General features: G+C 37.2%; 16 protein-coding genes. 9 read left to right on the top strand and 7 right to left on the bottom strand.

Annotated features, from left to right (window positions below; all coding sequences use genetic code 11):
* Positions 1-104 precede the first annotated feature (104 nt).
* Positions 105-1490 (bottom strand): phosphoglucosamine mutase, encoded by a 1386-nt coding sequence (gene glmM / locus DR017_RS05605; RefSeq protein WP_002677229.1) that lies wholly within the window; start codon positions 1488-1490, stop codon positions 105-107.
* Between the two features lie 151 nt (positions 1491-1641).
* Between glmM and DR017_RS05600 the strand changes: the two genes are divergently transcribed.
* From DR017_RS05600 to DR017_RS05580, 5 genes are all read left to right on the top strand, one after another.
* The gene (locus DR017_RS05600) at positions 1642-2796 is read left to right on the top strand and encodes an ATP-binding cassette domain-containing protein (RefSeq protein WP_002677453.1); all 1155 of its coding nucleotides are present in this window, start codon (positions 1642-1644) and stop codon (positions 2794-2796) included.
* A 59-nt stretch (positions 2797-2855) separates the two neighbouring features.
* Positions 2856-3890 carry a hypothetical protein gene (locus tag DR017_RS05595; protein ID WP_002677562.1) on the top strand — a complete coding sequence of 345 codons (1035 nt, stop codon included), beginning with the start codon at positions 2856-2858 and terminating at the stop codon, positions 3888-3890.
* Between the two features lie 74 nt (positions 3891-3964).
* On the top strand, positions 3965-4990 hold the full coding sequence (locus DR017_RS05590; RefSeq protein ID WP_002677180.1) for a hypothetical protein: 1026 nt from the start codon (positions 3965-3967) through the stop codon (positions 4988-4990).
* Positions 4991-5062: 72 nt separating this feature from the next.
* The gene (locus DR017_RS05585; protein ID WP_002677286.1) at positions 5063-5926 is read left to right on the top strand and encodes a hypothetical protein; all 864 of its coding nucleotides are present in this window, start codon (positions 5063-5065) and stop codon (positions 5924-5926) included.
* 66 nt (positions 5927-5992) lie between these two features.
* A complete protein-coding gene (locus DR017_RS05580) occupies positions 5993-6838 on the top strand; it encodes a hypothetical protein (RefSeq protein WP_232501540.1) in 846 nt (281 codons plus the stop codon).
* Between the two features lie 11 nt (positions 6839-6849).
* Here the strand turns inward: DR017_RS05580 and DR017_RS05575 are convergent, their stop codons facing one another.
* Entirely contained in the window at positions 6850-8880 is a 2031-nt protein-coding gene (locus DR017_RS05575; protein WP_040360625.1) for a transporter-like protein, read from the bottom strand.
* A gap of 139 nt (positions 8881-9019) precedes the next feature.
* Positions 9020-11896 carry a TonB-dependent receptor gene (locus DR017_RS05570; RefSeq protein WP_002677420.1) on the bottom strand — a complete coding sequence of 959 codons (2877 nt, stop codon included), beginning with the start codon at positions 11894-11896 and terminating at the stop codon, positions 9020-9022.
* A 354-nt stretch (positions 11897-12250) separates the two neighbouring features.
* Between DR017_RS05570 and DR017_RS05565 the strand changes: the two genes are divergently transcribed.
* The gene (locus tag DR017_RS05565; protein WP_002677503.1) at positions 12251-13570 is read left to right on the top strand and encodes a sugar MFS transporter; all 1320 of its coding nucleotides are present in this window, start codon (positions 12251-12253) and stop codon (positions 13568-13570) included.
* 44 nt (positions 13571-13614) lie between these two features.
* Here the strand turns inward: DR017_RS05565 and DR017_RS05560 are convergent, their stop codons facing one another.
* From DR017_RS05560 to DR017_RS05545, 4 genes are all read right to left on the bottom strand, one after another.
* Positions 13615-14265, bottom strand: coding sequence for a hypothetical protein (locus tag DR017_RS05560; RefSeq protein ID WP_002677625.1), 651 nt, complete (start codon positions 14263-14265; stop codon positions 13615-13617).
* Between the two features lie 78 nt (positions 14266-14343).
* Positions 14344-16032, bottom strand: coding sequence for a lysine--tRNA ligase (gene lysS / locus DR017_RS05555; RefSeq protein ID WP_002677212.1), 1689 nt, complete (start codon positions 16030-16032; stop codon positions 14344-14346).
* Between the two features lie 32 nt (positions 16033-16064).
* Positions 16065-17018: an acetyl-CoA carboxylase carboxyltransferase subunit alpha gene (locus DR017_RS05550; RefSeq protein ID WP_002677623.1), complete on the bottom strand. Its 954-nt coding sequence runs from the start codon at positions 17016-17018 to the stop codon at positions 16065-16067.
* A gap of 81 nt (positions 17019-17099) precedes the next feature.
* Positions 17100-18116, bottom strand: coding sequence for a hypothetical protein (locus tag DR017_RS05545; RefSeq protein ID WP_002677488.1), 1017 nt, complete (start codon positions 18114-18116; stop codon positions 17100-17102).
* A 167-nt stretch (positions 18117-18283) separates the two neighbouring features.
* On the opposite strand from DR017_RS05545, the gene gcvH reads away from it, so the two are divergent.
* The 3 genes from gcvH to DR017_RS05530 are packed head-to-tail and all read left to right on the top strand — an operon-like array spanning position 18284 to position 19812.
* Complete coding sequence (gcvH, locus tag DR017_RS05540) at positions 18284-18664, top strand: glycine cleavage system protein GcvH (RefSeq protein WP_002677366.1); 381 nt, start codon at positions 18284-18286, stop codon at positions 18662-18664.
* Entirely contained in the window at positions 18657-19037 is a 381-nt protein-coding gene (locus DR017_RS05535) for a VanZ family protein (RefSeq protein ID WP_040360627.1), read from the top strand. Before gcvH ends, DR017_RS05535 begins: the two co-directional genes overlap by 8 nt.
* A 43-nt stretch (positions 19038-19080) precedes the next feature.
* A complete protein-coding gene (locus tag DR017_RS05530; RefSeq protein ID WP_002677414.1) occupies positions 19081-19812 on the top strand; it encodes an energy transducer TonB in 732 nt (243 codons plus the stop codon).
* Positions 19813-19826: the final 14 nt, after the last annotated feature.

The following is a 19826-nucleotide window of genomic DNA, read 5'->3' as shown; positions in this document are numbered from 1 at the left end:
ATTGGACAAGTTAGACGAGTCGGACAATTCGGACTAGTTGGGCGGGTATTTTACAAAGGAAATGTAGTGTTAAAAGAGTACAACTGATTATCAAGCAATCAACCTTAACTAATCGCTGCCATTTCCTCCATAAAGCGAGTGGCTAAAGCATCGGCTTCTGCTTGGGTTTTAGCCTCAGTATAGATGCGGATAATCGGCTCGGTATTCGATTTGCGCAAATGTACCCAGCTGAAAGGAAAATCAATTTTAAGTCCGTCGATAGTGGTGATTTGCTCGTGTGCGTACTTTTCTTGCATTGCGTGCAACACCTTGTCCGGATTAAGTCTGCTAGTGAGTTGGATTTTATTTTTGCTCATAAAATAAGCAGGGTAACTACGGCGCAAAGCGCTCACAGTAGTACCTTTTTCTACCAAAAGTGAGAGGAAAAACACTACCCCCACTAAGGCATCACGACCATAATGCAATTCGGGAAAAATGACACCACCATTGCCTTCACCTCCTATCACAGCATTTACTTCTTTCATTTTTGTTACTACATTCACCTCACCAACAGCAGCAGCTGCATATTCTACCCCGTGTTTTTCGGCTATATCGCGCAAAGCACGTGAAGAGGAGAGATTAGACACCACATTTCCTTTCTTTTTACCGAGGTAATAATCGGCGCAGGCAACAAGGGTATATTCTTCACCAAACATTTCGCCTTCTTCGGTAATAAGCGCAAGGCGGTCTACATCGGGGTCTACCACCACCCCTAAATCGGCTTTTACTTCCAATACCTTAGCACAAATATCAGAAAGATATTCTTTAAGAGGTTCGGGATTATGCGGGAACTGACCGTTAGGTTCACAGTAGAGTGGTACCACCTCAGCACCCAAGCGTTCTAACAAAAGTGGGATAGCAATACCTCCAGTAGAGTTTACAGCATCGACCGCTACTTTGAATTTGCGTTTGCGAATAGCTTCCAAAGTTGCTAATGGCAAGAGCGAAAGCACCGCATCGATATGGCGTTGTATATAAGTATCGTTGTGAGTGATATGCCCTAGTGCATCTACTTCGGCAAAAGTAAACTCATTGGCAGCAGCAATGCGCAAGATTTCTTCGCCTTCCTGAGCGTTGAGAAACTCACCTTTGTTGTTCAGCAATTTGAGGGCATTCCACTGTTTAGGATTATGACTGGCAGTGAGGATAATACCGCCATCGGCTTGTTCCATAATAACCGCCACTTCCACAGTAGGGGTGGTACTCAAGCCTATATCTACCACATCAATTCCTAAACCTACAAGGGTGTATTGGACGAGATTCTGCACCATTTCACCCGAAATACGTGCATCGCGACCTACAACCACCTTCACACGGGTTTTATAAATATGTTTTTTGAGCCAAGTGCCATAAGCAGCGGCAAATTTTACAGCATCAATGGGGGTTAAGTTGTCATCGGGTACTCCCCCTATAGTACCGCGAATGCCTGATATAGATTTTATTAGAGACATATTCTTACAATTAAAATTTTATAATTTAGAATTAATAAGCGCAAAGGTAATAAATTATTGCGAATTACAAGTTACGAAAGTGATTTTTTTTATCGTTAATTTGCTAATTTACTAATTATTGACTACTTTTGTCGCATCAAACCATTCGTTTATGACAAAACATCAACTCCGCGTGCAAGACGCTCTTAAATTCTTTACACAAAAAGATACTGAATTAGGCTTTCGCAAACTCTTAGATTGTGTAGCCGACACACAACAAATGCCTCTCTACCTAAAGGCTATAGAACTTACCAACTGGAAGGAAAACAATCCTAATGAGTTGGATCAACTTACAGAAAAGGCTTCTGCCTTACTTGAAGAAGTAGGGCGATGCACCGTAGAGGAGGTAATAACTGAAAAAGCTGTGCTTGTTGCTAAAGACATTAAAAAAACCTACAATTCGGGAATGTTTTCATTAGGTCCTGTATCACTTACTATTAATAAAGGACAAGTTTATGGCTTAGTAGGTGAAAATGGCAATGGGAAAACAACCCTTTTGCGCATCTTAGCACACGACCTCTCTTATAATTCGGGCGAAATAACCTATTACTTCAAAAAAACGCCCACTAATGAATACGATTTACGCACTAAATTAGCTTACATTCCCCAACGCACCGACAAATGGTATGGTAGTTTGAAAGACAATCTCAAATTTACTTTGGCGTGCTATGGTATCCCTGCTGAAGAAAACGAACCACGCACTCTGCTAATGATTGCCCGTTTAGGTTTGTGGAAATACCGCAATCTAAACTGGAATGCGCTATCATCAGGGTATAAAATGCGTTTTGAATTAGCGCGCACCCTATTACGTCAGCCAGAATTATTGCTTTTAGACGAGCCTTTAGGGAACTTAGATGTATTGGCACAACAGGTAATATTAGAAGACCTCAAAATGATAGCCAACTCAGTAAATCACCCTATCGCTTTGATATTGAGCTCTCAACAACTCTTTGAAGTGGAAAAAATATCTGACAAGGTAATTTTCCTCAAAAACGGACAATACCGCGAAAATGTTGAGACTACCCAAGAGAACACCCCTACCCCACTCATCGTAGAAATTGACACTACTAACAGCAGAGAGGAATTATTAGCAGTATTTAGCACTTTTAATCTTGAAAAATTGCAGTACAATGGAGGTATTTACATCGCTTATTTTGCTGAAGGTACAGAATATTCTACTGTGTTAGAAGCTCTTGGTAAAGCTAAAATAGAGCTCACTTATATACGAAATATTTCGGCTAGTACAAGGAGATTTTTTGTGAGTTAGGGGTCAGGTGTTAGGTTTTAGGAGGTATAGGTTATTAATTATAAAACACTCATTATCAATTGAAAAAATATTTATTAGAACGCTTTCCTTTGGTTTGGAACACCCATTTAATATGGGCGTTGCCTCTTATTCTCGCGACCCACTTGTTCTTTTTTACGTGGGGGTTTACTATGGTTACTGATGAGGCTATGGGTAACTATTATTTCAGTTCGAGAAACCGATTTGAAGGCTTGCCTATGGTGATGAACTTTATCGCCATTGTATTGCTATTAGTGGGATGGCTCATTCGCTTATTTAGGAATAATGCTTTTGAACGCTTTTACCCTGTGAGCCGATGGCAACTATTCAGGCAGTTTGTGATATATCTGTTTATTATGGGAGGCATACTCAGTTCAGGACTTTCATTTATGGTAGGCGAGAATACTAAAGTGCATTGGCGATACACCGACAGCTATATACACAATGTATTACGACAATATCCTGAAAATTTTAACTTTGAGGATGTAGAGAGACTTCCTGAAGCACAACAAAGGGAATACCACATAGCCAACAATGCTAAAGATATCAAAGAACGTTTATTTATAGTGGGGCACGATGAGGAAATCACAATGGTTGCAACAGCTACTTTTGTGCTCACATTATTGCTCTTTGCTGTACGTATTACCTCGTTGCGTACAGTGTTACTCTCTATTGTTTGTGGTGGAGTGCTGTGCTTGCTGCTCGGCTTAGTGCTCATATTTGTTTTGAGTAGCAATATGTTTGGAATGCGAGATGTATATGTAGTGCTGGAAATTTTATGGTTGACTTACCTTTCAATAATTGCTTTATCTATTTTCTCTGATAAAAAACAATATCGAGGTATTGCAATGAATATTTCACTATTTGGTTTTTTGCCTATAACAATCACTACTCTAATAGCTATCTGTGAGAGATATGATTGGTGGTATCCTTCATCAATTACTGAGGAGGTTTATTATTACTTTTGGTACGATATAAAAGAACTTATAGTTTCGATAGGAGGAATACTGCTTTCACTTGTGTTTATAGGACTCTATACGGGAGTTATCAAACGATGGAAGGCAATGCCGGAGTAGAGTGTCAGTGGTCAGGGGTCAGGTGTCAGGGGGGGTAAATTGTTAATTATTAATTGTAAATTGTAAATTGTAAATTGAAAAAATATTTATTAGAACGTTATCCAGCAATTTGGAATACGCAGGTGGTACTGTTATTACCACTGATATTCTTATCTCATTTAGTCTTTTTCGCTTTGGGATTTATAATGCTCACCGACGGAAAGTTATGTAAGGGGTATTACCCGTGGGGGGACTCGTTTAATGGCTTACCAATGTTGTTAAACTTTATTATAATTGTTTTGCTATTGGTAGGGTGGTTTATCTATTTGTTTAGAAACAATGCTTTTGATCGTTTCTACCCTGTGAGTCGTTGGCAATTGTTTTGGCGTTTTGTAGTGTATTTCGCTGTTATTTTGGGGATTATCAGTACTGGTTTTTCATTTATGACAGGCGAGAAAGCTAAAGTATATTGGCGGTATACTGATAGTTACCTTCACAGTGTGCTACAACAATATCCTGAGTATATTAGCGATTCTGAAATGAAACAATTTTCTGAAGCTCAGCGAGAAGAGTATTACATAGCTCATAATGCATCACTTATAAAAGAGCGAGTGTTTATAGAAAAATTTGATGCGCAAATTAACTTTATAATTATTATCGCTTTTTTACTCACATTATTACTCTTTGCGGTACGTATTACCTCATTGCGTACAGTGTTACTCTCTATTGTATTTAGCGGATTGTTGTGTTTGCTGCTTTCCTTAGTAGTAACACTTATTGTATATGTAGACACAAGTATAAAATTCAAAATATTTGCTGCTTTATCCCTGCTATGGATTAGCTATCTATCGGTGGTTTTCCTATCAATTACATCTAAAAAGAAACTATACCGAGGCATCGCAATGAATGCCTCTCTATTTGGCTTTTTTCCTGCTATAGTTATTACTTTTGTAATTATAGAAGATAGGTACAATTTGTGGGAGTTTATAGAATATTATTTAGATCCTATTAAGAATGATATAAAAATACTTATCCTTTGGGGAATTGGAATATTGCTTTCACTTGTGTTTGTAGGACTCTATACGGGAGTTATCAAACGATGGAAGGCAATGCCAGAGTAGAGGTTAGGTTTCAGGGGTCAGGGGTCAGGTGTCAGGGGGGTAAATTGTTAATTATTAATTGTAAATTGTAAATTGAAAAAATATTTATTAGAAAATTATCCGTTGATTTGGAACACTAAGTTGTTGCCAATGTTAGGTCTCGCTGCTTGCGGACACGTTTTTTTCTTTCTGTTGGGCTATATCGTTGATAAAGGCAGTATATATGAAAGAGTTTATACCATAGGAGAAGAATTTTTCCCTCTTCCTTTTTTGTTACACCTTATTGTGAGTATCTTGCTATTAGTGTTCTGGCTAATGCAACTCTCTAAAAACAATGCTTTTAAACATTTTTACCCCAGCAATCAGCTGCAATTAATCGGTTTATATACACAATACTTTATAATTATATTTGCGGTACTCACTTTCTCTCTTTCGTTTATGGCTGGTGAAAAAACGCACTTACTTGTGATTGATAGACCGTTTTATGGCGCTGAGGAAGGAACTATTGTGCAAGGGCTGCTCATCGCATCGCTTTTTATCTCACTGTTAGTGCTTTGTGTACGGATTACTGAGGTTAGAACCTTATTGCTTACAATTGTATTTTCGGGGGTATTATCACTCGCGTTAGGGACGGTGTCGGCATTTTTATTCAGTATTTTTTCTGATGCCAATTTGTTTTTTTCACTTGTTGTTTGGATGTATGTGGCAATTCCTTTTATTGCTATATTGATAGTTGTCACTAATTTAGCAACAATGCCCAAACTCTTTTCGGGGATTCTCATCAACTTTTCACTGCTGTTCTTTACTCCTGCCCTTTACGGAGCTATCTTATTAATTTTCAAAGAAGAGACTTTTGACAATATGCCTGTATTGAATTATGGGGTACTCTTGTCTAATTTCCTTTTCATATTGTTATACGCTCCCGTACTGCACCAATGGAGAGCAGTGCCAGAATAGGGGTCAGGTGCTAGGTGTCAGGTTTTAGGAGGCAGATTTTATTAATTATTAATTGTTGATTATCAATTGAAAAAGTATCTTTTAGAACATTATCCATTAATTTGGAGTACGCGAGCAGTGCCAATGCTAATTGTAGCTCTTGGCGCGCATTTGTTATTCTTTTTGTTAGGACTTATTGCTTCTAACAGAGGAGGAATGGGGTTTGCTGAAGACTTTTGGGCACTTCCGTTTGAAATCTATCGCATTGGACTTATCGTCTTCTTTGTAAAATGGCTGATGGATTTGTACAGATTCAATGCCTTTAATTGGTTTTATCCTAACAGTCCGCTAAAGTTGTTTGGAACTTTTGTACTCTTTTTTCTTGTAACGCTCAGTGTGATTGGTTTGCCAGTATCATTTGCTTTAGGGGTGTTATGCACTTCTTCTTTTGCAGGCACCGAGATTAGTGATTTAACTGATATTCATTTGTTTATCACCAAAGCTCCTTTTTCACTTTTTGCCTTAGGGATTGCACTTATCATCTTTTGTGTGTATATTACCAAATTGCGAACTTTCTTACTCACCATTGTTTTCACCAGTATTTTAGCACTCATTTTAGCGATGTTGTGCATTATAATTGCTATTGTAGGTAATATTGATTTTCAGTTAGTTGTATGGATATATCTATTTGCTTACTTTGCTGTAGCGATAGCCTCGGTTATAGGAGCACCTTTGCTTCCCAAACTCTATAGTGGTATTCTCATCTGTTTCAGCCTATTGCTCTTCCCTGCTGCTATTTTCACCATTGCTTTGCTAAAAGTAGGTATCGACCAATTTTCTCAATCACTTTACTACCAACTTTTAGCTGTGGCTTTCCTATTTATATTTCTATACAATTACCATATTCAGCAGTGGAAGGCAATGCCAGAATAGGTTTTAGGAGATTAAGATTTTTTATTTCTTACGGGGAAGAAAAAAGCTCTGGGGCGTTCTTTGAAGGCTTGCCATACACACCTAACTAAGTATTTGAGCTCGGAAGCTGGAACTTCACGAGAGCGCAAGGCTATCCACAACGACAGACCAAAACTCACTATAAAATTCCCTAAACCAATGATACCTATTCCAAAAACACACCAAAGGATATTTTCTAAACTGATGATAAAATTCATACCATACAAGCCATAAGCGAAATTACCGCTTGAAAAAGTGATGTGGCGTATATCGATAGGTAAACCAAAGAACTCACCTACAGCCCAAGCGCTCCCCATAAACACTCCAAACCAAATATTTGAAACAATACTTGGCCACTTTTTTTGCATCCAATTGGCAACGCGTTGCATACGCATTTTGCCAAAAAATCCTTTGAGGAAAGGGTGCTCGGATAGGCGGTAATAGAAGTTATTGAAGTTATTCACACTGGCAACATTACCGGCAATAATACCCGATAAAAACAAAAATACCCCAGCAATACAAGCGTGTAAAAATACTGGTGAGTGCCATATATTGAGATCTTCTAACAGATGCAAACTCTTTTTAGTGGCAATATTATAGCCCTCTAAATAACTCATTCCTATCACCAAAAGCATTGACACGGGGAAAGCTCCAAACACATTGCCCACAAAAGCGATGAACTGCGAACGGAATAAACGCGTGAAGAGTGCTGAGAACTCAGTATATTGACGGCGTTTTTGTTTATCATTGTTGTCATTTAGGTTCTCTAAGGTTTTGGCAATGGTAGAAGCCGTCATTGCAGGTTGCTTGGTAGCTAAAGTAGATCCTGTGAGGTAAATAATCACAAAACCAATAGCATAGTTTAAACTATAGTTCAAAGCACGGAAAAACGCACTTTGGTCAGGTACCATAGACATATAGAGCTTTATCAAGCACATAAAACTCACAATTACCCCTCCCCATAAAGCGGTTTTGAGCATTTTGAAATACTCCCTACCTGTGGAAGTGATGTAATGTTCCCCCGTTTTACCGGTATAATTTGTAATCTCGTAGGTAATGTTGTAAACACTATCATTTATCAATTTGCGAATATTGTTTTTCTTAGAATTGGTTTTTACCATATCTAAATAGAAAGCAATTGCTTTTTCGCGTTTATCAGCTTCTTTTTCTATAAACAAGTAGTTATAAAGACGCTTGATGCGTTTAATCTGCTGACGGATAAGCAAAAGTGTTTGGTTCACGCTAAAGGTTACCCCATATTTTTCGGCGTTAGCATCGGCTTTATTTACAAAGTCTTCACATTGGGCAGCTAAGATATTTAGTTGTTTGTAGTCTAATTCGTGTTCTTGTATATAAAGGTAAGGTTTATCTTCTTCATCAAGGGTACGCGCAAGTTGGTTCAGTTCGTCGTCAAGAGCGATAAAAGGACTGTTTAGGTGAGCGTATTCAGGCACCATACGGTGTACATCGGTTTGCAAAGCAAATCCTCCCATACGTTGTGAGAGAATCATTATTGCCAAAAGAATTTGCTTAGAGGTAGCTTTGATTTCACTATCCTCATAAAAAGTAGGTACAGTGAGGATATCAAAAAGCTCTTTCCAATTATCTAACGGGATTTGCAACACCCATTTAGCATCGGAAGGGCTGTAAAAAATCTGATTTAGTACGTATTGAATATTTTCTTGTGAAGGCTGATCGGGCAGGAGTTGCCTACTGATACGGCGGCGCAATTCCTTAAAAAATGAAACGCTGTTGAGCAAGCCTGCATCGGTGAATAGAAGTACTTTTTGTTTGTTAGCAAATACATTGTGGAGTTTTTCTCGGAAGAAAGCGATACGCTCGGGTTCGTGTTTTATTTCAGCGATGAGCTCATCGATATTAAAAGGAGATTTTTTATCTTTACTTTTGCGGCGAAAGTAGTTCACTACATCAAACACGAAGTCTATATCTTCGTAGTTAGATGAGTACATATAAGTCTCAAAGATTTCATAGATAGATTTATATTTTTTTGCGAATAGCAACATATTTTACAATTAATAATTTAGAATGGGGCAAAGATACGAAAAATTTGTCAATTCCCCAATTTGTTAATTTATCAATAAAAAAGCTGCCCAAGTGATGGACAGCCTTTTTATTACTTATTATTTGTTACTTAATTACTTATTAGAAGTTATATCGTACAGCAAAGCTAAAGGTACGACCTTCGCCGAAGTATACTTGGTTTCTTACATCGATACCTTGATAAGTTTTACTACGATCAGTAGTATGGATACTTGTGTATGATTCAGCGATGTAGTAAGTATCTAATAGGTTATAAGCGTGAGCTGAGAAAGTGAGACGTTGTTTATCAGTAAGTTGCCATTTATAAGAAGCTGAAAGGTCAAACAAATGATAAGCAGGTAATTTTATAGCTCCTTTTTCGGCTACTTCTTTTTTAGAAAAAGTACCTATATTCAAATTAGCATATAGATTATCTACATAACGCCAATCTACATCAATATTTAATCCTTTAGCAAAACGAGGGAGGAAAGATAACCCTAAAGCAGCTGTAGTTTGAGCTGTTTGTCCTACTTTTGCTTTATCTAAGTATAATTTAAGTTCAGCAGCTCTACCAGCAGGCACCTCATTACCTTGTAAATCTATTGCATTACCATTTTCATTCAAAAGGGTACCTGAAGCATCTCCTTTGTAATACCAATCACCAAATGAGAACATACCATTGAGCTTTAAGTAATCGGTGATAGTAGCTTTGAAATCTACTTCTACCCCATTGTGTATCTCTTGGATACCCAAAATATTGGCAAATCCTGTATTGCTACCTCTACCTGAGAAATTTTCGATAATATAAGTTTGACGAAGGAATCTATCTTTCCAAGTAGTGTGATAAAGGTTTAAATTACCACTAAAAACTCTTGATTTAAAACCATATCCAGCTTCTACTCCAAATATTTTTTCATTGGTAAGTGAAGGATTTAAATAGTTTAGATTGTTAGGATATACAGAGTTAAAGAAAGGTTGTTTAGAATAATATCCTATGTTAGCATATACATTATGTTGTTCGTTGATATTATAATTCACTCCTCCTTTGATATTATAACCTATTAAGTTTTTAAATCCTGTTTTAGTATACATTACTGTATTAGGATTTGTAGTTACAGCACGAGAAACTCCATCTTTCAAAAAGTTATCGATACGCTGGTAGGACTGCATTGAGGTAGATCCTTGTACGAAAGCTGAAAAATGGTCATCAGAGTATTCAAATTGAGAGAAAAGTCCCATCCATTTCACCTCTCCTTCACTACTATAACCTATACGATTTTCAAGAGGTTCTACTTTTTGGAAAGGATTCCAAGAAGGCTTAGTAGATACCGCAGAGCGAATTACAGTAGGAGTTGCCAAATTCTTGTTGTTATTTCGTGTATTATCGGTATAACTGTTGTTACCCAACAAATCAGTTACTACTTGATAGTGATAACCATAGTAATAACGACCATCTAATCCCATATTCACAGTGAAACGGTCATTAATTTGGTGTTGCAAGTTAGTAAGGATACCATACCAGTCGTGTGAATTTACTGAGCCATTTAAGGTAAAGCCTTCACCATAACCTGTAAATGCACGACCACCACCTGGGTTAGCTATTGTTACGTTCTTACCAGCTTCTCTTGGGTGTTGCATAGGTAGCAAATTATCTACAGTTTCACCGTTATTATAGCGTACTACTTTATCAAAATCTATTTGCCCGTCATCTTTACGGAAAGAATTTAGATAGTTTTTTTGAAGTGAATAAGTAGTAGTACCACTAGAAGTTTTTGAAGAGATTGAGTGTGCTACCCCTGATGAGTTTGTACCCATACCACGACCTAATGAACCATATATCACGGTACTAAGAGAAGTACTTTCGTTGATATTCCAATCCCAGTTGAGCATTGCTACGGGTTTGTGGTAAATATTCTTTTTAATAGTATGTTCTTCACCATTTAAGTATCCCCAATCAGAATTGTATCGACGGTTAGGTTTATCTTCAGAACCATATTTTTGATAATCGGAGATAAGCGGGCTCACATTGCGTTGATTATGCCATTGAGGAGCCCCTGTGAAGGTAAATTGGAAACTGTGTTTTTTAGAAGGTTCATAACCTAATGCAAAATAATAGCTATAGCCATCGAACTGAGTTCCATCAACATATTTACGTCCAGTATTTTTGCTGAATAATACAGAAGCAGACCAACCAGTGAGGCTTTTCCCTGTATTGTAAGAAACAGTACCTTTATACTCTTTGTTAGTACCATAATTAAAGGCAATATTTCCGCCTTCTTGCATATCGGAAGCGCGCAAAATAAAGTTCATAGTTCCCCCTACTGATGCAATTGCTAACTTAGAAGCTCCCAAGCCGCGTTGTACTTGCATTGCAGAAGTTACATCTGAAAGTCCTGACCAGTTACTGAAGTATACGGTACCGCCTTCCATATCGTTTACAGGCATACCATTTACCATTACAGCAATGTTTTTACTATCAAAACCGCGCATATTGATTTTAGAGTCGCCAAATCCTCCTCCGCCTTTGGTGGCGTAGACAGAAGGTGTGCGATTGAGTACTTCAGGAAGTTCACGTGTACCCAATTTTTCGACAATTTCAGTAGCTTGAATAGTAGAGACAGCTACTGGTGTTTTACGCTCTTTAGCAATGTCTAACAGCGTACTTTTTGCAGTTACGACTACTTCGCCCAACGATTGTTGGTCGGTAGAAAGAGTAACCTTTACGTGTGCTTTACCGTTTACTAATTTGTAAGGAACGGTCTTGGTTACATACCCGAGGTATGAAAACTCCAAGGTGCCTGTAGGGGCATTTACATTTAAGGAATACTTACCCTGCATATCGGTGGAGACACCGTGGGAGGTACCCTTAACCAATACATTAGCCCCCATCAGAGGTGCATTGTACTCACCATCAATTACTTCACCCGTTATTGTTCCGCTTTGGGCATAGGTAATTGTTGCAAGCAATAAAATTGCGACATTTAAAAACCAGCTTTTCATTTATATTTAGTTAATTAGTTTCTCAGCCGATAGTTAGTAGATTGCTCATACACAAAGTGACTAAAAAAACAAAAAGCCGTTTCACTTCTTATTTCAGCGGCAAAATTAGTGTTTTTTTATGAAATGCAAACTTTTTTGTTGGTTTTTTTATAAACAGAGTAATCAACATATTATCAAGCATTGAATATATAGGTAATTTATAAATTTTATCTCTAACAATAAAAAACCACAACAAGGTTGATAATAAGACGCTTACATTTATTAGTTGCAATTATAACAAAAATATATTGTTAAAATTTAACGTTTATTTAGATATAAAATGTATTTTTGCAGGCTAAAATTTGACCAATTACAATGAATAAAACAAAAAAATGTATTAAAACTTTTGTATTTATTGGAATTCTATTTTTCTTATTTGGTGGTATTACAGTATTAGTACAACTATTAGTTCCCTACCTAAAAGATATTTTTGAACTCAATTACACTCAAGCAGGACTTATACTCTTTTTTTTCTTTTTACCTTATTTGTTATTTTCCATCCCTGCAGGATTGATTATCAACAAAATAGGATATCAACGAAGTATTACCTTAGGACTTATTATTGTTGCCCTAGGTGCTATGCTTTTTTACCCTGCTGCCGAAATACGCTCTTTTTGGGCATTTATGACAGCTATTTTTATACTAGGTAGTGGCATTACCTTCTTACAAGTAGCCGCTAACCCTTACATTGCTGCCTTAGGCAGGGAAAGCTCTACCCCCAGAAGACTCACTTTCTCTCAAGCTTTCAACGCTTTAGGGACTACTTTGGCTCCTATTATTGGGGGCGTCTATTTATTAAGGGATAAAGTGAAAACAGGGGGCGAAATACAACTTTTAGATTCTTTTGAAAAAAGTATCTATTTACAAAATGAGGCACTAGCTGTACAAATTCCTTTTCTATATATTTCATTAATAGTAATTGCTTTGGCTATTGCATTTAGTATTGCGAAACTGCCTTGTCATCCCGCCGAGGAGGAAGAAACTATAAATCACACTAATTATTTTTCTCTTTTAAAAAGAAAATCATTGCTTTTAGGGAGCATTGCTATTTTTTTATATGTAGGTGCTGAAGTTGTTATAGGGAGTTTTACTATTAATTATCTAGTAAAAATCAATATGGCTGAAATATCGGAATGCCCTATAGGAGAACCTATGTGGCAAGCCTTAGGAGTCATTTTCGACAATCCCAACCTCATCAATGCCGATCCAAAGGCTATGGTTGCCATATTCTTGTGTTTCTATTGGGGGGGAGCTATGGTAGGAAGATTTATAGGAGCACGAATTAGCCGGCGTTTTTCTCCCTCTAAAATGCTGACGACAGTAGCTTTATGCAATGTTGCGCTCATCTTACTAGCTATCAACACTACAGGCCTTTTTTCAATGATAAGTTTGCTATCAGTAGGCCTTTTCAATTCTATTATGTTCCCTACTATTTTTGCTTTGGCTTGTGAGGGTATTGACGAACTGAAATCTCAGGCTTCTGGACTATTATGTACTATGATTGTAGGTGGCGGACTGATTCCTATCTTATTTGGTTTCTTTACCGACCAAGTAGGATTTATTTTGGCTTTTCTCACCTTAGTAGCGTGTTATGGTTATATCACTTTCTTTGGATTCTACAAAAGCAGTAGATGATTTTCAATTGATAATTCATAATTGCTAATTGACAAAAAAATCTGTTAATTTGCTTTAACAAATTGGCTGATTTTTTTGAATCCTTTATAAATTCCTAAAAGTGCTGCCAATCTCACCCCTTCATAAACCAATGGGGTTGCTAAATTTGCCAACTTCATTTTAGCTTCGTGTCTTGAAGCAAGCACATCGGCATCAATAAAATACAAAAAAGGAGAGGGGACTTGCCATACTATTAGTTCTATAATATAAAACAATAGAAATACATAAAATAACTGCCAGTGGTAATGCAACAACTTCTTTTTCTCTGTAGCCAAATACAACAGCAAAGCGCTGTTTAGCAAGCTCAATACACCAAAAATACCATTGTTGTTGAATTGCATCACAACACTAATTCCTACTAATATAGCTGTTATCAAAAGTAAATAACCTATATTTTTGCACAACATAAATCCATATAAATAATCTTTAAACTTTATATTTAGAGCCAACAAACGGTCACGTTGTTGTTTTTCTTCATCGTTTAAAAGCTCGTAAGCTGTTCCTGCTGAGGGCATCATTTCCTTCATTACCTCTTTGAGCAAACGTTCATCTTTAATCTGTTCAAGGAGTTCAGTAGGGTATTTCCCTTGTGCTAAAATCACTTTTGTTCGGGTAATTAATCTTTCTTTATAAGCTATTTTTTCAGTGATATTCATTACTATATTTTAAAGAAGAAAATGCCAAAGATTATAATACAACCTTTGGCATCTATAATTTACTAATTGAAAAATTGACTAATTTGTTAATTCTACAAACAGTTCTTCTCCTTCTTTTACTACTTTAGCAACTTTCTTGCTAGTAAGTCCTTTGATAGCCTTATCCCATTTCTTGTTAGAGAAAGCTGTTTGCGTTTTAAGAGTTTCTAAAAGAAGTTTTTCTGAAGTTTTTAGTAGTTCGAACACTACTTTTTCATCTTCTGACAACTCTACCGCTTTCTTTTCAGGACGCATTTGTGGGAAGAAAAGTACTTCTTGTATGCTTTCATTATTGGTAAGGAACATAATCAATCTATCCATACCGATACCCAAACCAGAAGTAGGTGGCATACCATATTCAAGAGCGCGCAAGAAATCTTGATCGATGAACATAGCCTCATCATCACCTTTCTCAGAGAGTCGCAATTGTTCTTCAAAACGCTCTCGTTGGTCGATAGGGTCATTGAGTTCAGAGTAAGCATTAGCAATCTCTTTACCACATACCATTAGTTCAAAACGCTCAGTAAGTGCAGGGTTGTCACGGTGTTCTTTGGTAAGTGGCGACATCTCTTTAGGATAATCAGTGATGAAAGTAGGCTGAATGAAGTTGCCCTCGCATTTTTCGCCAAATATCTCATCTATGAGCTTGCCCTTGCCCATTGTTTCATCTACTGCAATACCAATAGAATGTGCAAAGGCTCTTAATTCTTCTTCTGTTTTCCCTGTGATATCAAAACCTGTAAAGTGTTTGATAGCGTCGGTCATTGTAACACGAGGATAAGGAGCTTTAAAGTCTACTTCGTGTTTACCAAAAGTAGCTTTGGTAGTACCATTCACTGCCATAGCACAGTGTTCAAGCAAACGCTCGGTGAAGTTCATCATCCAATGGTAATCTTTATAAGCCACATAGATTTCCATCGCAGTAAATTCTGGGTTATGAGTTCTATCCATTCCCTCATTGCGGAAGTTTTTAGAAAACTCATACACCCCATCAAAACCTCCTACAATAAGGCGTTTTAGATAGAGTTCGTTGGCAATACGCATATAGAGTGGAATATCCAACGCATTGTGGTGAGTGATAAACGGACGCGCACTAGCTCCCCCTGGAATCGCTTGCAACACAGGTGTTTCTACCTCCAAATAACCTGCATCGTTAAAAAACTGACGCATCGCATTGAACAGTTTCGTACGCTTGATAAACACCTCTTTCACGTGTGGATTTACTACCAAATCTACGTAACGCATACGGTAGCGTTGTTCAGGGTCGGTGAAAGCATCGTGCACTTTGCCATCGGCATCTACTTTAGGCATTGGCAGTGGGCGCAATACTTTAGACAAGAGAGTAAAGTTCTTAACGGCTACAGTTTTCTCACCCATCTTGGTGATGAATAAATAACCTTCTACACCTATAAAGTCGCCTAAGTCGAGGAGTTTTTTAAATACCTCGTTGTAGAGTGTTTTATCTTCCCCAGGGCACATCTCATCGCGATTGAAATACAACTGCATTGTGCCCTCGCTGTCTTGCAAAGTAGCAAACGAAGCTTTTCCTTGTACGCGCAACGACATCAAACGACCGGCAACCACTACTTGCTTGCCTTCTTCATAATGATCGGCTACATCCTTAGAAGTAGTATCGACAGGATATAATGGAGCGGGATATGGATTAATCCCTAATTCTTTCAATTTAGAGAGTTTTTCTCTACGAATGATTTCTTGTTCTGATAACATTTTTTTTAATGATTAATGTTCAATGATTGATACTACTCTTTATACACTCCCATATTGAGGTATTTGTTCATACGCTTTTCAACTAAGCGGTCGGCAGGAAGTTTTTTGAGTTCTTTATAGGCGTCGAGAATTACCTTGCGCACTGTATTGAACATCATTTCACGATCGTGATGTGCCCCTCCAAGAGGTTCTTTGATGATTTCGTCAATGAGTTTGAGTTTTTTCATATCAGGAGCGGTAAGTTTAAGAGCTTCAGCAGCCTCTTTTTTATACTCCCAACTACGCCATAAAATAGAAGAACAAGATTCTGGTGAAATTACTGAATACCACGTGTTTTCAAGCATATATACCTTATCACCAATACCGATACCCAATGCTCCTCCTGAGGCGCCTTCACCTATGATAAACACAATCGTAGGTACTTTGAGCCGAGCCATTTCCAAAAGATTACGAGCAATAGCTTCCCCTTGTCCGCGTTCTTCGGCTTCAATACCAGGGAAAGCACCTGGGGTATCTACAAAACACACTACAGGAATATTAAATTTCTCGGCTTGTTTCATCAAACGGAGGGCTTTGCGATATCCCTCAGGGTTAGCCATACCAAAATTGCGATATTGGCGCATCTTAGTATTTGATCCTTTTTGTTGACCAATAAATAAAAAACTTTGATTATCTATTTTGCCAAAACCTCCTATCATTGCCTTGTCGTCTTTTACAGTACGATCACCGTGCAATTCTAAGAATGTATCACCTGCAAGCGCCTTAATATAATCCAAAGTATAAGGACGCTCAAGGTGTCGAGAGATTTGCACCCTTTGCCAAGCCGTAAGGTTACCATAAATCTCTTTTTTTACTTGGTTGAGCTTCTTTTCTATTTTTTTGCAAGCGTCGGTCATATCCACATCACTCTCATCTCCAATGGTTTGACACTTTTGCATTTGTTCTTCTAACTCTTTGATTGGCTGTTCAAAATCTAAATATTCCATAGACTTAACTATTAATTTGGTTTATTTTCAGAGGGCAAAGATATAAATTAATTAACAATTGACAATGAACGAGTAACAATTTTAGTTTGAGGTGCCATATATTCTGCGTTTTGAAGGTTGTTCACATTCGTAGTGAAAAATAGTTTGAGGCTCTATTTTCAGCTTTTTAAGATCTGTAGTACTTTGTTGCAGTTCTAATATTTTAAACTTGTGATACTCAATATTGTTATAAGGATCTTTATAAACATTTTTAGAGGCGTCATACTGCAAAAAAGAGTCTTCAATATCAGACGAAACTGTCTCATCTTTAAGCTCCATATACATTGCTTGAGGATCGTTTAATACATCAAATCGAAGCATTTCTTCCAGCTCTTTATCAACTTCATCCTCGTCTTCTTTAGCAAAAGCGAATTCACTAAGTTCCTCTATAGGTATTTTTTTTATTTGCTTTTTAATACTTCTTACAGCTTCTTGATTCTGTTCAAGTGTCCCCACATTGATAAAAATCAAACAAGTATGCCCTTCTTTTTCTACCAAAGCTCCTGCTCCATCAAGTTGATAATGAGAACGCTCGCCATACCAAATGAGAAAATCATTATTGTCATTCAAAGTAAAACGAGCTGTATTTTTAAGTCCTTGCGTTAGCAAAGGCAACTCATTTGAAAAATCAGCAATAAGTGTTAGGGTATTGCCTATCTCTTTTTTACTAAATGTATGTACGTAACGACTTGGTAAACAATTAGGATTCTCATTGAACACAGAGAACGTTTTGCCGTTCTCATACTGAAGATAATTTTTTCCATCTTCAAAGTTGGCAAATCGAATACGTACCTCATCTGGTTTTAAGTTTTTGTTGTGATTGCCATAAACTAAAAAGAGAGGACTCTTCTTAGGTTTAAAGAGTACTATTCCATCGGGGAGCACTTCATAAGTACCTGGTATCATAGTCATATACCCATATAGCGCAAACATTTTGTTAGGAAAGAGAAAAATTCCTCCTCCTCTACCTTTGTAACTTCCCACTAAATCTTTATTTTGAGCAGAAAGCACACCAAAAAGCATTAAAAAAATGAGTGGTATAAGAGTTTTGTTTTTCATAACGCTATTTTTTAGGGACAAAGATAGTAAAATAATTGACATTTAACAATTAACAACCGATATTTAACAATTAGCCAATTTCTTTTTATAAACTTTTTTTAAGAAAAATTTGGCAGTTTCAAAAAAACATCTTACCTTTGGCTCGTTTTTAAAAAATATTATTTTCTATGACTTTCCCTACTGAACTGAAATATACCGCCGATCACGCTTGGATTCGCCTTGAAGGTGATATTGCAACTGTAGGTATTACCGATTTTGCTCAAGAGCAACTCAGTGATATTGTATATGTTGAAGTAGAAACCGTAGGAAGTACATTAGCTAAAGACACTATTTTTGGTACTGTTGAAGCTATTAAAACTATTTCAGACCTCTTTATGCCAATGAGTGGTGAGGTGCTTACCTTTCACGAAGCCTTAATTAAAAAACCTGAAATGGTAAATACCGACCCTTATGGTGAGGGCTGGATGATACAAATAAAAATTAGCGCACCACAAGAGTGGGATAACTTGCTTTCTGCAAGTGATTATCAATCCCTTATCAATGCTTAAAAATTATAAATACTCTTGGTTATGGGTGATTTGTACCATAGCAGTTATCTGCTTGAGTCTCATCTCCTCTAACAAAATGCCCAAACCTCCGCGTATTCCTTATGCTGATAAGATAGTGCATTTTGGGTTTTATTTTAGTTATACCACCTTGTTTGTACTCTCATTTGGGAAAGAAACACGATGGATACAACCTATTAAAAAAGTATACCTATGGGCACTTGTTACTGCCCTTTTATTAGGAACTACAATGGAGATTTTACAAGGGGTGCTCACCACTACTCGTAGTGCCGACCCTATAGATATGCTTTTCAATACATTTGGCACAATTGTTGCTTTAATATTTATAGCAAGATATAAAGAATTATTTAAATAATTTCTTTCAACTATATTAGTAACCTTTAAAAAGAAAAATCATTATGCAACCTAAAAAAAATCCAAAAGCCGACTTGGCTAAAAGCAGTGGATTGTTCTTTGCAATAGGATTTGCTCTTGTTTCTGGACTATCTCTTTTCGCTTTTGAGTACACTCGCGAAGACAAAGGGCCAGATAAAGTCACCTTATCCGATGCCGACAAAAACCTCGACGAAGAACAGGAACAATTCGTAATGGAGCACCCCGACACTCCACCGCCACCGCCACCACCACCAGCTCCTGCTGTTGTAGAAGATGTGAAAGTGGTAGATAACAAAACTGATATTAAAGAAGAAATTCTCGCTAGTACCGAAACCAGCAAAAAAGAAGAAGTAGTAGCTGTACAAAAAATTGAAACTCCTCAAGAAGAAGAAGTTGCTATTGATGTGCCTTTTGCTGTAATTGAAGATAAACCAATGTTTGAAGTTTGCAAAAACGTTCCTAAAGACAAACAAATGCAATGCTTCAAAGAGAACTTGGACAAACACGTGAAAAACACCTTCAAATATCCACCAGCTGCTCTTGAAATGGGTATCCAAGGACGTGTGAATGTGAGTTTCCGTATCAATACTGATGGTACTGTATCTATTCTTGGTGTTCGTGGTACTGATAAATTACTTGAAGAAGAAGCTAAACGCATCATCAAGTCTATACCTAAATTGATTCCTGGTAAACAACGTGGTAAACCTACCCCTGTAACGTTCGCTTACCCTATCAACTTTACACTTTCTAACTAATTAAATTAACAAAA

The sequence above is a fragment of the Capnocytophaga sputigena genome, from assembly GCF_900446695.1.
GTDB classification, from domain to species: Bacteria; Bacteroidota; Bacteroidia; order Flavobacteriales; family Flavobacteriaceae; genus Capnocytophaga; species Capnocytophaga sputigena.
Note: the sequence above shows the minus strand (reverse complement) of the source record. Positions and strands in the feature narration are given on the sequence as shown.

Bases quoted from the DNA above. Each gene is read 5' to 3' on its own strand.
- glmM (WP_002677229.1), bottom strand. From the start codon at position 1,490: ATGTCTCTAATAAAATCTATATCAGGCATTCGCGGTACTATAGGGGGA.
- DR017_RS05600 (WP_002677453.1), top strand. From the start codon at position 1,642: ATGACAAAACATCAACTCCGCGTGCAAGACGCTCTTAAATTCTTTACA.
- DR017_RS05575 (WP_040360625.1), bottom strand. From the start codon at position 8,880: ATGTTGCTATTCGCAAAAAAATATAAATCTATCTATGAAATCTTTGAG.
- DR017_RS05570 (WP_002677420.1), bottom strand. From the start codon at position 11,896: ATGAAAAGCTGGTTTTTAAATGTCGCAATTTTATTGCTTGCAACAATT.
- DR017_RS05565 (WP_002677503.1), top strand. From the start codon at position 12,251: ATGAATAAAACAAAAAAATGTATTAAAACTTTTGTATTTATTGGAATT.
- DR017_RS05560 (WP_002677625.1), bottom strand. From the start codon at position 14,265: ATGAATATCACTGAAAAAATAGCTTATAAAGAAAGATTAATTACCCGA.
- lysS (WP_002677212.1), bottom strand. From the start codon at position 16,032: ATGTTATCAGAACAAGAAATCATTCGTAGAGAAAAACTCTCTAAATTG.
- DR017_RS05550 (WP_002677623.1), bottom strand. From the start codon at position 17,018: ATGGAATATTTAGATTTTGAACAGCCAATCAAAGAGTTAGAAGAACAA.
- DR017_RS05545 (WP_002677488.1), bottom strand. From the start codon at position 18,116: ATGAAAAACAAAACTCTTATACCACTCATTTTTTTAATGCTTTTTGGT.
- gcvH (WP_002677366.1), top strand. From the start codon at position 18,284: ATGACTTTCCCTACTGAACTGAAATATACCGCCGATCACGCTTGGATT.
- DR017_RS05535 (WP_040360627.1), top strand. From the start codon at position 18,657: ATGCTTAAAAATTATAAATACTCTTGGTTATGGGTGATTTGTACCATA.
- DR017_RS05530 (WP_002677414.1), top strand. From the start codon at position 19,081: ATGCAACCTAAAAAAAATCCAAAAGCCGACTTGGCTAAAAGCAGTGGA.